Below are 13391 nucleotides of genomic sequence, written 5' to 3'. Positions count from 1 at the left end.
CTTAATAACTCGATTTTTGCCATTTAGAGAATAAACGCATCGCGCCTTTTTCAAGGCTAAGACTAACACCAACGCCCAGTTTCTCAGCCAGCGATTTTTTCAGTTTAAACCTTACCTGATAAAGCTGGTAGGCTTGATTTAAGTCTAACAACAGATCGTCACTGGTGCGGATTTCGTCTACCAGGGAAAACTCATGTGCATGTGTGGCCAGCCAGTGCTCTCCTGTCGCCACTTTATCAATATCCATATTCGGTCTGTTATCGCTGACAAAACGCTTGAACAAACCATGGGTATGCTCTACTTCTTCACGAAACTTTTCGCGCCCTTTATCTGTATTCTCACCAAACAGGGTCAACGTGCGTTTGAACTCACCCGCTGTAATTTGCTCATAGTCAATGTCGTTCTTTTTTAGCAGCTTATTAAAGTTAGGCATCTGAGCAATGACGCCAATTGAGCCAACAATCGCAAACGGCGCAGCAATGATTTTATCTGCCACACAGGCCATCATATAACCACCACTGGCAGCAATTTTATCCACGCAAACCGTCAGTGGCAGGCCCGCATCTTTAATACGTTGTAGTTGTGAGGCTGCCAGCCCATAACCATGTACAACCCCTCCCCCGCTCTCCAGGTTAACCACGACCTGATCCTGCTTTGCCTCTGCAATGGTCAGAATAGCCGTCACTTCCTCTCTGAGGTTTTCGACCTCATGAGCATCCATACTGCCACAAAACTCAATCACAAAGACCCGCTTTTTTGTCTCAGTAGACTGTTCTGATTGCGTCTTTTTCTGTTGCTTGAGATGGGACTTCAGCGCTTTCTTATCCAGGGTTTGTGTCAGAAACTGCTCTTTAGCCTCGTCCAGTCGTTTGGACAGATCGGTCAGCTCGATTTCACCGGACTGAGAACTCGGCTTATGGCTTGCCGCAACTATCATCGCAATAATTGCACCTAACGCAGCGACCAGCGTCACCGCTTTAGCCAAAAATAATCCGTATTCATATAAAAATACCAACTTTCTACTCCTGAAATTTAAGTAAAAAAAAGCCGCTAAAACAGCGGCTTTTTCATAATCTCTCAAATACGATTATTTTGCAATAACAGCATCATTCGTAATTGGTAACATCAGGCCCTTGGAAGCCAGGAAAGTCGCCAGTTGCTGCTGAATTTCCATGGTCGCTGCAGCATGACCTTCTGCTGTACCACCTGATCGCTCATCAAAGCTAGTGGTCAACAGTGAGCTGTGATGTCCCTGGCTAAAGCGCACCACATAGCTACCTGCTGTGCCGTCGGTTGACGTTTGCGTTTCGCTCACAGGCGTCAGCCCCATTACAGCGGCCATTGGTAAACTGCCAGACAACGGATTGCTTTGCGTTGAAGGAGGGATAACCTGATCTTCTTTATTGCCATTCTCACCACCTACAACAACACCCATATAAATAGGCGTACCCAGCGCGTTTACCGCACCAGCATAGTTAAGCGGGTCAGCGCTACCCAGCACACTTTGTGCTGCATAAGCGAATTGGGTGACGGTTGCATCAATTGCGCCCAGTGAAACGGTATCACCGTTCGCCTCTAGCTGCGCAGTAAAGGTGGAATATGCACAGTTTGCAAACGCACCGGCATCAGTCGCAAACTGGCCGCAATCTGAGATGGCACCTTCTCCCAGGTAAGCATTAAACTGTTTTGATACAGCTAAGTCTGTTGCTGCAGACAAGACCGCGCTTTTCACCACCGGGCCGAAAGAAGCTGACTCTACCAGGAAGTTTGCAATGCCCGAACCACCGCTTGATAATGCGCCCGCTTTCACGCTAAACAAGGCATCAACCTGCTCATCCAGCGGTGTATTAGCCAACGCGATGAAGCTAGGCCCAACAACCGATCCCAAAGAGTGGCCGATAAAGCTCACATCCTGTGTATTGAACAGCAAAGGAACCGCCGTCGCCTGATTGATGAAATTCAGACCCAGACGCAGACCCAGTAGATCGGCTGTTGATTGACGCAGGTTATCACGTGCAACCAGCAGTGATTGCAGGTTCATATAGTGAAGTACACTCTTCGTTGACGCGTTGAAATCAACCTCACCATCGCCATCTACATCAATACCACGGTCGCCATGCAATGGGTGGTCAATTGCAACCGTTGCAAACCCAGCCTGAGTCAATGCCAGCGTCAGACCCAGCATGTCTTCTTTCTTACTGGTGATACCATGTTGCATGATAATAACCGGCCAGCCGGTTTCTGGGCGATTTGTTTCGTCCGCAGGCATCGTGATCTGGACCGGGATGTTATTCGCGCCCAGCGCTTTTGGAATTGGGTTATATTTGCTGACAAACTTGTGCTGATCCAGCCCTAAGTCTCTCAAACGACCTTCAGATAACGCATTACAAAGCGTATCGTTACCTTCTTTGAGCTCAGGTGTGCCACCCGTTGCCTGAATATAGCCGGCAACCGCTGCGGCGTTATCACACTGTGCCTGCCAGTAGGTATCTGCCAGCGCTGCGTCGTCTTTCGTTTGCGGCTCACCCAGGTAACGTGGCAGTACAATATTACCTTGTAAGTATCTCACTGAACGATACAGAGGACGAATTTGCTCAGGTAAACGCTCACCCAGCACATCAGCAACGGTCAGGCCATCAACGGGTTGTTGACCAACACTCAAAACGGGTCTCTGCTCGGTAGTCAATGACCCAGCCAGTAACTGTTTCACGGCCCCCATGACTTCAAAAGTCGAGTGGGTTGTCATTGCAGCAGAATAAATGATTTCTTCGCTGGTCACAGTACCCAGAGATGTCACCGCACTCTCATAGCTGCGTACAACCGCTTGCAAGCTCTTTTGTGCAGGTGTTACCAAAGGCGCTTCCTGCTTAAGCAATGTGTAAGAAGAAGAAGGCGTAACACTGCCCGAGCTGTCTTTCAGGCTCGTTGTCAATACTGTGATGTAAGTCGTCGCCGATTTTAGCGGCTTCACAGGAATAACATTAATGCTTTTCCCGTCTGCACCTAGCTGAGCAATAAAATCACCAGTTGGGCCAAAGGTCAGCTCAGCGACCCCTTTACAGGCAATCCCGGCAGGCACAGTTGCACAGTCCTGATCAGTCAGGCTGGCGCCCATCACCACTTCAAAAATTCTCACAGCACCGGGCGTTGCGACACTCGCCGCATCAATTTCAACACCAGCTGGCACTGTTAAATCAATCGCAAATGGCATTTGCGTTGACCAACCATCTAGTGCGCCCAACGCCAGTGAAGGGTCGGCATAATTTGCACGCTGGATTTTAGCAGAGCCGTCATCGTTCAGTTCACCTGGAATATTCAGCGTGCCATCTTTCGTGCCGTTAAACAGCAGATCATTAGGCACCGAAATCACCCCATTGGCAGGGTCGAATTTAATCGAGGCGCTGGGTGTTACAGCTGTGCTTTCTTGTTTTACATCTTCAAGGGTTTCACCGCCACCACAACCAGCTAAGGCTGCAGAAACCGCGAGTGAGAGTAGCATTTTTTTCATTTATTTGGCTCCGACATAATCTTATTATTATTCTTAGCCCTGAATTCAACTTAACTGCTTAATTTAGCTGGTAAATTGACCAATCAGAGAATATTTAGTTAAAACCTTTGCAAAAAGGTACTTAAAGGTAAATCTGCTTTTAATAAGACATTAGACCAGTTTAAGTTAACGCAAAGTGTAGCGTTTCGCCAGCCATATTTACAATAAATTCGATAACTTGGCTGTGGTATGTGGTAAAATATGCTGAAAATTTAGCTCAGAGGTTCAAAATGCATACTTATCAAGCAGCTGAGAATGCTTTAGAAAACAAAGTGATTTTGGTCACTGGTGCAGGCGATGGCATTGGCCGGGTTGCTGCGCTGAACTATGCCAAACATGGCGCGACCGTTATTTTGCTGGGTAAAACCACCAGCAAGCTGGAATGTGTTTATGACGAAATCGTCGCCGCAGGATATCCAAAACCTGCAATAGTACCTTTAGACCTAAAGGGTGCCACAAAACAGCACTATCGAGATCTTGCCGCCACTATCGAACAACAATTTGGCAAGCTTGACGGACTACTGAACAACGCCTCTATATTAGGTGCATTGGGTCCGCTAGAGCACTTTTGTGTTTCTACATTCGAAAACATCATGAAAGTAAATGTCACTGCGCAGGCTATGATCACCAAATACCTATTCCCTGTCATGCGCAAAGCCCCCAGTGCATCAATTATCTTCACTTCATCCGGAGTTGGTCGTCAGGGCCGAGAATTTTGGGGGGCCTATGCCATTTCTAAGTTCGCTACCGAAGGGATGATGCAAACCTGGGCCGCTGAAGTTGGCAAAACGAACATTCGTATTAACTGTATCAACCCAGGGGCTACTCGCACAGGCATGCGCGCCACAGCCTATCCGGGAGAAGATAAAGATAAATTAAAAACACCAGAAGATTTGATGCCAACTTATCTTTATCTGATGTCTGATGATTCGGCCGAGGTAAATGGTCAGTCGCTGGACGCACAGGTAAAATAAAGACATAAAAAAAGCCGCTTTCGCGCTTTTTTATGTCTATTAACGACGTTTGCTCTGCTTGAGACGCTGATTATGCTTGCTTACCGCCTTGCGAATACGGTTTATCTTAGCACGCTTGTCTTTACGCTTTTCAGGCATCACCGACAGCTTAGTTTGCGTTTCAGGGCGCATGCCAACAGATTTGCGAAGGTAATTCACATCTTCCAGCTTGAGTTCTTCCCAGCCCCCCTGAGGCAGACGTTTACCCAACTCTAACTTACCGTAGCGAATACGAATAAGGCGCGAGACTTCAAGCTCCTGGGACTGCCATAAACGACGCACTTCACGATTACGACCTTCAGTCAGAGTAACATTAAACCACTTGTTCAGGCCTTCACCACCGCGTGGTGCCAGCTTCAGGAATTTCGCCGGACCATCTTCCAGTTCTACCCCTTTTTTCAGGTTACGCAGGTGCTCATTAGTCACATCACCAAATACGCGTACCGAATACTCTCGTTCTACTTCATATTTTGGATGCATCAAACGATTGGCCAGTTCACCATCATTGGTGAACAATAACAAACCTGATGTATTAACATCCAATCGGCCAATAGCAATCCAGCGATCGCCTTCAATACGCGGCAGACGGTCAAACACAGTGCGACGCCCTTCAGGGTCTTTACGCGTACACAGCTCGCCTTCTGGCTTGTGGTACATCAAGACACGGCAGATCCGATCATCCTGCTGCTCTACTTTTACGATATGCCCATCGACCCGGATAACCGCATTTTCCTCAACACGATCACCCAGTCTGGCCACCTTGCCATCAACACTAACACGGTTGCTTTCGATGTACTTTTCCATTTCACGACGCGAGCCAACGCCAGCGCGTGCTAAAACTTTTTGTAACTTCTCACTCATTCTGATGGTTCTCTCACAGAAGGATCATCTAACATCTGATCTAGCTTTTCGCCCTGTTGGGAAGGCAGCTCAGGGAGCATATCCAACCCATTAAGCGAAAAGTAGTCTAAAAATTGTTTCGTTGTTGCATACAGTGCGGGTTTACCCGGCACTTCTTTATAGCCCACTATCTTTATCCATTGTCGCTCTAACAAGCTTTTAATGATGTTAGAGCTGACCGTCACGCCCCGCACCTGCTCAATCTCACCCCGGGTTATGGGTTGTCGATAAGCGATAAGTGCCAATGTTTCGAGTGTTGCACGAGAATACTTTGGCGCTTTTTCCTGCCACAGATTACTGAGCCAGGGACTTAAGCTGGCACAGGCCTGAAAACGGTAGCCCGTTCCGACTTCAACCAGTTTGACACCGCGGGTTTGATAATGCTCGCTCAAGGTATCCAGCGCCTGCCTGAGGCGGACATCAGATACATGAATATCCTGCAAAACGGTTTCTTTCAATTGTTTGCGAGACAAAGGCTTATCGGCAACGAAAATGGCTGCTTCAACCAGTTCAACCAATTGTTCATCACTGATACGACGTTTCATGCAAGTAGGATAAGGCTAGTCTAAAGCGACGTATTATGACAGAGCCCGCGTCACTCGTGTAGCTTTAATGACAAATAAATTGCACTGGCAGGCGTACCTGCGGGAGTTACCTGCACACAGTTAATCAATTGCTCTTTCAATAACTCAAGCATGGCGATAAACGTGACCACCACACCACTGCGCCCCTCCGACAAAGTAAACAAGCGTGTAAACTCAACCGGCTCGGTATGTTCAGATAAAAACTGAAGAATTGCGGCCATGCGCTCACGAGTAGACAACACTTCAGCACTGATCTGATGATGTTCAAAGGTTTTTGCCCGTGCCATCACATCACTCAGGGCCAGAAGCAGCTCGGCCATCTCAATGTCGGGTAATCGGGTTTGTGGTTCTTCTGATTCTTCCATCAGCGCGCGGGCAACAAAAATTTCCCGATCTACGCGGGGGATCTGATCCAGATTCTCAGCCGCTTTTTTAAATTGCTCATACTCCTGAAGCCGTCTGACCAATTCTGCACGCGGATCTTCCTCATCTTCCAGCTCTTCGTGAACCGGTAACAATAAACGCGATTTAATTTGTGCCAGTAAGGCCGCCATAACCAGGTATTCACCGGCCAGCTCCAGCTGCATATCCTGCATCATCTCCACGTACTGCACGTATTGCTGCGTAATACTCAGTATCGGTAACTCAAGGATGTCCAGCTTGTGGCGTTTAATGAGATACAGCAACAGATCGAGCGGCCCCTCAAAAGTCTCCAGTATGACTTCCAGTGCATCCGGAGGAATGTACAGATCCTCCGGCTTTTCCAATACCGCTTCACCATGTAAAAATGCCAGTGGCAGCTTTTGCTGGGCACTCTGATCAGGCATGATTATTCGAACTGGGTTGTATCGCCGCAACCACGACGCAGGATCACCACTTCATCGTCGGACATATCAATCACAGTCGTCGCCTGCTCTACCAGGTACCCACCGTGAATGATCAGGTCAACGTGCTTTTCCAGACGCAGGCGAATGTCGTCCGGGTCCGATTCGGTAAATTGCTCATCCGGCAGAATTAACGAACAAGACATCAAGGGCTCACCTAATTCCGTGAGTAAAGCTGCCGTGATCGGATGTTCTGTCACCCGGATCCCGATGGTTTTTTTCTTCTCATTAAGCAACCGCCTTGGGACCTCTTTAGTTCCCTTAAGAATAAATGTATAAGGGCCCGGCGTATTGTTTTTGATCATCCTAAACATTTGATTGTCGACACGCGCATAAGTCGAAAGCTCAGATAAATCCCGGCACATCAGCGTAAAGTTATGATGCTTCTCAATACCGCGAATACGCTCAATTCGCTCTTTCGCCTGTTTATTACCCAGACTACAGCCAATGGCGTATCCAGAATCGGTTGGATATACGATTACGCCACCTTGCTGAATGATGTCAACGGCCTGACGGATCAGACGACCTTGTGGATTATCAGGATGGATATGGAAAAATTGGCTCACGCTGTCACTCCTCTGTCGCGTCCCAGAATTGCCAAACACCTTGGCAATCTTTTGGTAAGTATAGATTTTTTCCAAGATCCAACCAGTTCGTTGGATAATGAAAGTCAGATCCCTGGCTAGCCAGTAAGTCAAACTCACGACTCAACTGCCCCAGAAACTGTCGCTCCGATGGTGCCTGTTGTGGCTGTGCGACCTCCATTGCCTTGCCGCCCGCAGCACTATATTCGCTCAGTAGCTTTCTGAGCCACTTATTAGACATCTGATAACGACCCGGATGTGCCAGTACGCTCACGCCACCAGCCTGATGGATGGCATCTATCGCCTCACTCATACTGCACCAGCTGCTGGGCACATAACCAATTTTGTTGCGCCCCAAAAACTTTTTAAACACACCCTGAATGTTTTTAGCGACCCCTCTGTCTACCAGTGCTTTGGCAAAGTGAGCACGGGTAATTTCAGCGTTCTCAGCCAGGGTTTGCGCCTGCTCATAGATACCCTCATAACCCCGCTTGGCCAGTCGTGCACCAATCTCTTTAGCGCGTTCACGACGTTTCTGCTGTTGACTGGCAAGCAAGGTGCTCAGTGCATTGTTCGATTCATCTATATTCAGACCCACAATGTGTATTTCAAAGCTCTCCCACTTGGTTGAAATCTCAACCCCGGAGATGAGTGACAAAGGCAACTGTTGATCAGCGATATACGCCCTTGCAGGAGCAAGACCTGCGGTGGTGTCGTGATCTGTAATGGCAAGTACGTCCACACCTCTTTCGGTTGCTCGTTCAAGCAAGGCACCGACTGCCAAACGACCATCCGAAAAAGTACTGTGACTGTGTAAGTCGTATTTTATCAAACTCTCATAACCTTCTAAAAAAATGCGGATTTTAGTATACCATGTTGTTTACTTCTAAGGGCGGTTATCTGACGCACTAAACAGTGATAATGCAGCAAGCAGCTAGGCCAAAATAACCATTTTTGGGAACTGGCCGCATTTTTTCCAATTTGACCTTGACACTTTGTCCCATAGTGCGGTTTACTGTGGTCACTAAATTTACATAACGACGACTTAACAAATGAAAACACAAACAACTTTCAACATTTGGTGGTGGCACTCGTAATTAGCGGGTGAGTCGTTGTGCATGCAAGATTTTCGAAACCCGCGCTAAACACGCGGGTTTTTTTGTAACTTAATTTTCTCAAAGATATTGTATAGTGATCAATAATATAACAACTATTTTACTAGTAGAATCTTGGTGGTGGTGCCTGAATTAGCGGGACGGCATCTTTGTACCTAATACACAGACCCCCGCAAGCAAATCGCTTTCGGGGGTTTTTTTTAGATTAATTTATGAAAATTACGAGGAATGAGGTGTGATTTTTAGTCATATAACGACACAGCCCGGGGAAGTAACCAGTATTCGGTTACGGCGAGAATACATCGCCAGCCCCTTGTCTCTGTTCGCGGCGCTGGATAAGCCCAACTCATTGTTGCTGGAATCTGCAGAAATAGACTCCAAAGACAATGTAAAGAGCATTATCCTGGTTGATACAGCACTGCGCTTTGAATGTACGGGCAAAAATGTAATAGTCCGGGCGATGTCCAACAACGGCGAGCAGCTTCTGCCCTATCTGGCGCAGGAAGTCGAAAACTGTGACGTAACGCTCGACAACTCAGTGCTGACCATTACTTATCAGGACACATCGGCCGATCTCGATGAGTATGCCAAGCTGAAGGCCGATAACGCGTTCAGCGCGCTCAGAACCTGTATCAACCGCATCAAGTGTAACTCAGACACACCATTCTCGCTGTTTCTGGGTGGCGTATTTGCGTACGATATGGTTGCTAATTTTGAGCAACTCCCTGACGTGCCGGATGGTGCAAACAGCTGTCCGGACTACGTGTTCTACCTGGCCGAGACCTTGCTGATCATAGATCATCAGGCTCAAACGACTGAGTTGATAGGTAATGTATTCAACGGTCCCGATGTTCATGCGAACTGCTTTGAAGTAGGCCGCCAGCTTGAAGTTCTCAATCATCAGTGTGATGCTTTGGAGTCATTCTCGCCAAGCCCGCTTGCAGGTAGCTGTGAGGTCAGTGTTGATATCAGTGACGAAGCATATATAGAGCAGGTAGTAAAACTGAAGCAGCACATCGTGGATGGCGACATCTTTCAGGTTGTGCCCTCTCGCACTTTCTCCTTACCTTGTGGCGATCCACTCTCGGCCTATAAAGCACTTAAACAACAAAACCCAAGCCCTTACATGTTCTACATGCGCGATGAGGAGTTTGTTTTATTTGGTGCCTCTCCTGAATCGGCATTGAAATATTGTGAGCAGAGTAATCAGGTCGAAGTGTACCCGATTGCAGGCACCCGACCTCGAGGCAAGTTTGCCGATGGCAGTATTAACCCGGATCTCGACAGCCGCATCGAGCTTGAACTTCGAGACGATCAAAAAGAGCGTGCAGAGCACCTGATGTTAGTTGATCTGGCGCGCAACGATGTAGCCCGGATCAGCGTACCTGGTACCCGCCACGCCAAAGAGCTACTTAAAGTAGACAGATACTCTCAGGTCATGCACTTAGTTTCTCGTGTCGTAGGTCAGCTTAAACCAGATCTGGATGCCCTGCATGCCTATCAGGCCAGTATGAATATGGGCACCCTGGTCGGTGCACCTAAAGTCAAAGCGGCAGAGCTGGTCAGGCATACAGAACAACAACGCCGTGGCAGTTACGGCGGTGCTGTAGGCTATCTGACCGGGGATGGCGCAATGGACTCCTGTATCGTGATCCGCTCTGCTTTTGTCAAAAATGGCCAGGCACTGGTTCAGGCCGGTGCAGGCGTTGTTTATGACTCCGACCCACAAGCCGAGGCCGATGAGACCAGGGCGAAAGCCAGTGCTGTCATCAAAGCCATTCAATCGACTTATTCAGGAGCACCGGCATGATCCCCAAAATATATTTTCTCGATAACTTTGACTCCTTTTCCTACAACCTGGTCGATGAGCTGTCACTACTTGGAGCTGAGCTCGTGGTATATCGTAATCACCTCGATGCCAGCACCATTTTTGCCAAGATGCAGCAAGAAACCGATCCTGTAATTCTGGTTTTATCACCGGGCCCAGGTGCGCCTAAAGACGCAGGGTGTTTACTTGAATTAATTGAATTGTGCAAAGGTCACTACCCCATGCTGGGGATCTGCCTTGGTCAACAGGCGCTAACGCAGAGTTATGGTGGCACCATAGGCCATGCCGGTGAGACGGTGCACGGTAAATCATCCCATATTAGCGTCAAACCTCACCCCGTTTTTGACGGACTGGGTAAGTCATTTCCTGTGGCTCGCTATCATTCTCTTATGGCAACTCAGGTACCTGAATGCCTGGAAATCATTGCTAACTATGAAGAAATCCCAATGGCGATTTACCACCCGGACGATAAGGTGATCGGGTATCAGTTTCACCCGGAATCAATTTTAACCCCATGCGGCGCTCAGCTATTACAGCAAAGCATCGCCTATCTCACATCTGAGGAGTAGACATGGACAGTTTAAATTTATTACTTGAACAGAAATCACTGGACTTCGCCGCGGCTACAGATCTGTTCAGCGCAGTCATGCAAGGCCAGCTAGATGAAGTACAGCTAACCGCAGCTCTGGTTGCTCTGAAAATTAAAGGGGAAACCGCCGAAGAAATCGCCGGAGCCGCAAAAGCGATGCGCGATCACGCCACCGCATTTGACACCCATGGCCTGCTATGCGCAGACAGTTGTGGCACTGGGGGTGATGGTACCAACACCATCAATGTCAGTACTACAGCAGCAATCGTTGCGGCCGCTTGTGGCATCCCTATGGTGAAACATGGCAACCGCAGCGTATCCAGCAAATCCGGCTCTGCTGATCTGTTAAAAACACTGGGCATAAACCTGGATATGGACCCGTTACTGGGTGCACGCTGTTTGCAGCAAACTAACTTCACCTTTTTGTTTGCGCCGCACTATCATGCTGGTGTCAAACATGCGATGCCGGTGCGCACTAAACTCAAAACCCGCACCTTGTTCAATATCCTTGGCCCACTGGCGAATCCAGCGAGGCCTCAGGTGCAATTACTTGGCGTTTATGACCCTAAACTTTGTCGCCCCATGGCTGAGACTTTGCAAAAACTCGGTACTCAGCGCGCCATGGTCGTTCATGGCTCAGGTTGCGATGAAATTGCACTGCATGGCGAAACTCAGGTAACCGAGCTCAATCAGGGCGTTTTGATAGACTACACACTTACGCCTGAAGATTTTGGGCTGCGACGCTACCCGCTCGAAGCCATTTTTGGCGACACTCCGGAATTTAATGCCCAGGCAACCCGGGACATTCTTGATGGCAAAGGCAAAGAAGCACATAACGCTGCCATCATCGCCAATGTCGCCGCGCTGCTGGTCATGACAGACAAAGCAACAGATCTTAAATCAGCCAGTGCTCAGGTTTCAGAAATATTGGCGTCCGGACGCTGCGCGCAAAAACTTGCTGAAATAGTGGAGGTGAGCAATGGCTAATGTGTTAGAAAAAATTGTTGCTGACAAAGAAGTCGAAGTCGCTCAGAGAAAACAAGACCACCCGCTGGAGAGTTTTATTGATCAAATTACGCCTAGTGATCGGGACTTTTACGCGGCGCTGAGCCGCCCGGGTACTCAGTTTATTCTGGAGTGTAAAAAAGCCTCGCCGTCGAAAGGTCTGATCCGTCAACACTTCAACCTGGATGAAATTACTGCGGTTTATGGTCGTTACGCTAGCTGCATCAGTGTGCTCACTGACGAAAAGTATTTTCAGGGTAATTTTGAGTATCTTAGTTATGTCAGAACTCAGGTCTCGCAACCCCTCATCTGTAAAGACTTTTTTATCGATGAATACCAAGTGTATCTGGCCCGTTTAAGTGGTGGCGATGCCATTTTGTTAATGCTATCAGTACTCGATGATGCGCGTTACAAAGCTCTGGCTGAACTTGCGCACAGCCTGAACATGGCAGTGCTGACTGAAGTCAGCAATGAAGAAGAAGTCCATCGCGCACTCGCGTTAGACGCCAGACTCATAGGTATCAATAACCGCAATCTCAGGGATTTAAGTACAGATCTGGCGACCAGCGAGCGGTTACGCAAATTAATCCCGGACGATAAAACCGTGATCTCTGAGTCCGGTATCTATACCCATGCAGACGTTAAACGCCTTGCCCCCATTTGCAATGGCTTCCTGGTCGGCAGCTCTTTGATGGCTGAACAAGACCTGGAGACCGCTTGTCGCAAATTGATTCTGGGAGAAAACAAGGTCTGTGGCTTAACCCGCAGCCAGGACGCCATTGCCGCTTATGAGGCTGGTGCGGTATACGGAGGATTGATTTTTTACCCCAAATCACCCCGCTATGTCAACATTGACTGTGCAAAAGCCGTCGTAGACAGCGCACCGCTCAACTATGTGGGCGTATTTGTCGATGCACCGCTTGCACAAGTGGTTGAAAACGTCCGTATCCTCAAGCTCAGCGCTGTGCAATTGCATGGCAATGAAACGCAAGATTACATCGATGAGCTGCGCAAACAATTACCCGTTAACTGCCAGATCTGGAAAGCTCAGGGGATCAGTGATCATCTGCCTGAGCCATTACAGGGCGTCGACAAACATTTATACGACACTAAGGTCAAAGGTCAGCTCGGTGGAACAGGACAAGCATTTGACTGGCAGTTGCTTAGCCAGACTCCGGGCAGCTTTATGCTGGCAGGTGGACTGAGCGCTGACAACCTGACACAGGCCTCATACCTGGGCGCAGCAGGATTCGACCTGAACTCTGGCGTCGAGATCAGCCCAGGTAAAAAGTGTGCCGACAAACTCAATACAGCTTTTAACACAATTCGTAAATACTGAGGT

The 13391-nt window shown here is 48.4% G+C and carries 12 protein-coding genes; 5 read left to right on the top strand and 7 right to left on the bottom strand.

The annotated features are described in order from the left end of the window. Nucleotide 1: 1 nt before the first annotated feature. Complete coding sequence (gene sohB / locus IY568_RS13575; RefSeq protein ID WP_138539705.1) at nt 2-1015, bottom strand: protease SohB; 1014 nt, start codon at nt 1013-1015, stop codon at nt 2-4. Nucleotides 1016-1087: 72 nt separating this feature from the next. Next, entirely contained in the window at nt 1088-3508 is a 2421-nt protein-coding gene (locus tag IY568_RS13570) for a VolA/Pla-1 family phospholipase (RefSeq protein WP_194867863.1), read from the bottom strand. Between the two features lie 269 nt (nt 3509-3777). On the opposite strand from IY568_RS13570, the gene IY568_RS13565 reads away from it, so the two are divergent. Continuing rightward, complete coding sequence (locus IY568_RS13565) at nt 3778-4521, top strand: YciK family oxidoreductase (RefSeq protein ID WP_194867862.1); 744 nt, start codon at nt 3778-3780, stop codon at nt 4519-4521. Between the two features lie 39 nt (nt 4522-4560). On the opposite strand, the gene rluB is transcribed toward IY568_RS13565, so the two are convergent. Genes rluB through rnm form a run of 5 tightly spaced genes read right to left on the bottom strand, consistent with a single transcriptional unit; the run spans nt 4561 to nt 8344 of the window. Then, nucleotides 4561-5421 carry a 23S rRNA pseudouridine(2605) synthase RluB gene (gene rluB, locus IY568_RS13560; protein WP_010385476.1) on the bottom strand — a complete coding sequence of 287 codons (861 nt, stop codon included), beginning with the start codon at nt 5419-5421 and terminating at the stop codon, nt 4561-4563. Then, nucleotides 5418-6005 (bottom strand): SMC-Scp complex subunit ScpB, encoded by a 588-nt coding sequence (gene scpB, locus IY568_RS13555; protein ID WP_010385478.1) that lies wholly within the window; start codon nt 6003-6005, stop codon nt 5418-5420. The genes rluB and scpB overlap by 4 nt, the downstream gene beginning before the upstream one ends. Nucleotides 6006-6055: 50 nt before the next feature. Beyond that, complete coding sequence (locus IY568_RS13550; protein ID WP_125561474.1) at nt 6056-6871, bottom strand: segregation and condensation protein A; 816 nt, start codon at nt 6869-6871, stop codon at nt 6056-6058. 2 nt (nt 6872-6873) lie between these two features. Beyond that, nucleotides 6874-7494: an L-threonylcarbamoyladenylate synthase gene (locus IY568_RS13545; protein ID WP_010385480.1), complete on the bottom strand. Its 621-nt coding sequence runs from the start codon at nt 7492-7494 to the stop codon at nt 6874-6876. Between the two features lie 4 nt (nt 7495-7498). Continuing rightward, the gene (rnm, locus tag IY568_RS13540) at nt 7499-8344 is read right to left on the bottom strand and encodes an RNase RNM (protein WP_194867861.1); all 846 of its coding nucleotides are present in this window, start codon (nt 8342-8344) and stop codon (nt 7499-7501) included. Nucleotides 8345-8862: 518 nt separating this feature from the next. Between rnm and IY568_RS13535 the strand changes: the two genes are divergently transcribed. From IY568_RS13535 to trpCF, 4 genes are read left to right on the top strand one after another with little or no spacing between them, the layout of a single operon-like run. Then, nucleotides 8863-10437: an anthranilate synthase component 1 gene (locus IY568_RS13535; RefSeq protein ID WP_125561479.1), complete on the top strand. Its 1575-nt coding sequence runs from the start codon at nt 8863-8865 to the stop codon at nt 10435-10437. After that, nucleotides 10434-11024, top strand: coding sequence for an aminodeoxychorismate/anthranilate synthase component II (locus IY568_RS13530; RefSeq protein ID WP_049862997.1), 591 nt, complete (start codon nt 10434-10436; stop codon nt 11022-11024). The genes IY568_RS13535 and IY568_RS13530 overlap by 4 nt, the downstream gene beginning before the upstream one ends. Before the next feature lie 2 nt (nt 11025-11026). Next, the gene (trpD, locus tag IY568_RS13525; RefSeq protein WP_194867860.1) at nt 11027-12031 is read left to right on the top strand and encodes an anthranilate phosphoribosyltransferase; all 1005 of its coding nucleotides are present in this window, start codon (nt 11027-11029) and stop codon (nt 12029-12031) included. After that, complete coding sequence (gene trpCF / locus IY568_RS13520) at nt 12024-13388, top strand: bifunctional indole-3-glycerol-phosphate synthase TrpC/phosphoribosylanthranilate isomerase TrpF (protein WP_194867859.1); 1365 nt, start codon at nt 12024-12026, stop codon at nt 13386-13388. The genes trpD and trpCF overlap by 8 nt, the downstream gene beginning before the upstream one ends. Nucleotides 13389-13391: the final 3 nt, after the last annotated feature.

The sequence above is a fragment of the Pseudoalteromonas sp. PPB1 genome (assembly GCF_015356275.1).
GTDB classification, from domain to species: Bacteria; Pseudomonadota; Gammaproteobacteria; order Enterobacterales; family Alteromonadaceae; genus Pseudoalteromonas; species Pseudoalteromonas rubra_D.
The sequence above is the reverse complement of the archived record's forward strand: the minus strand, read 5'-3'. Positions and strand labels throughout refer to the sequence as shown.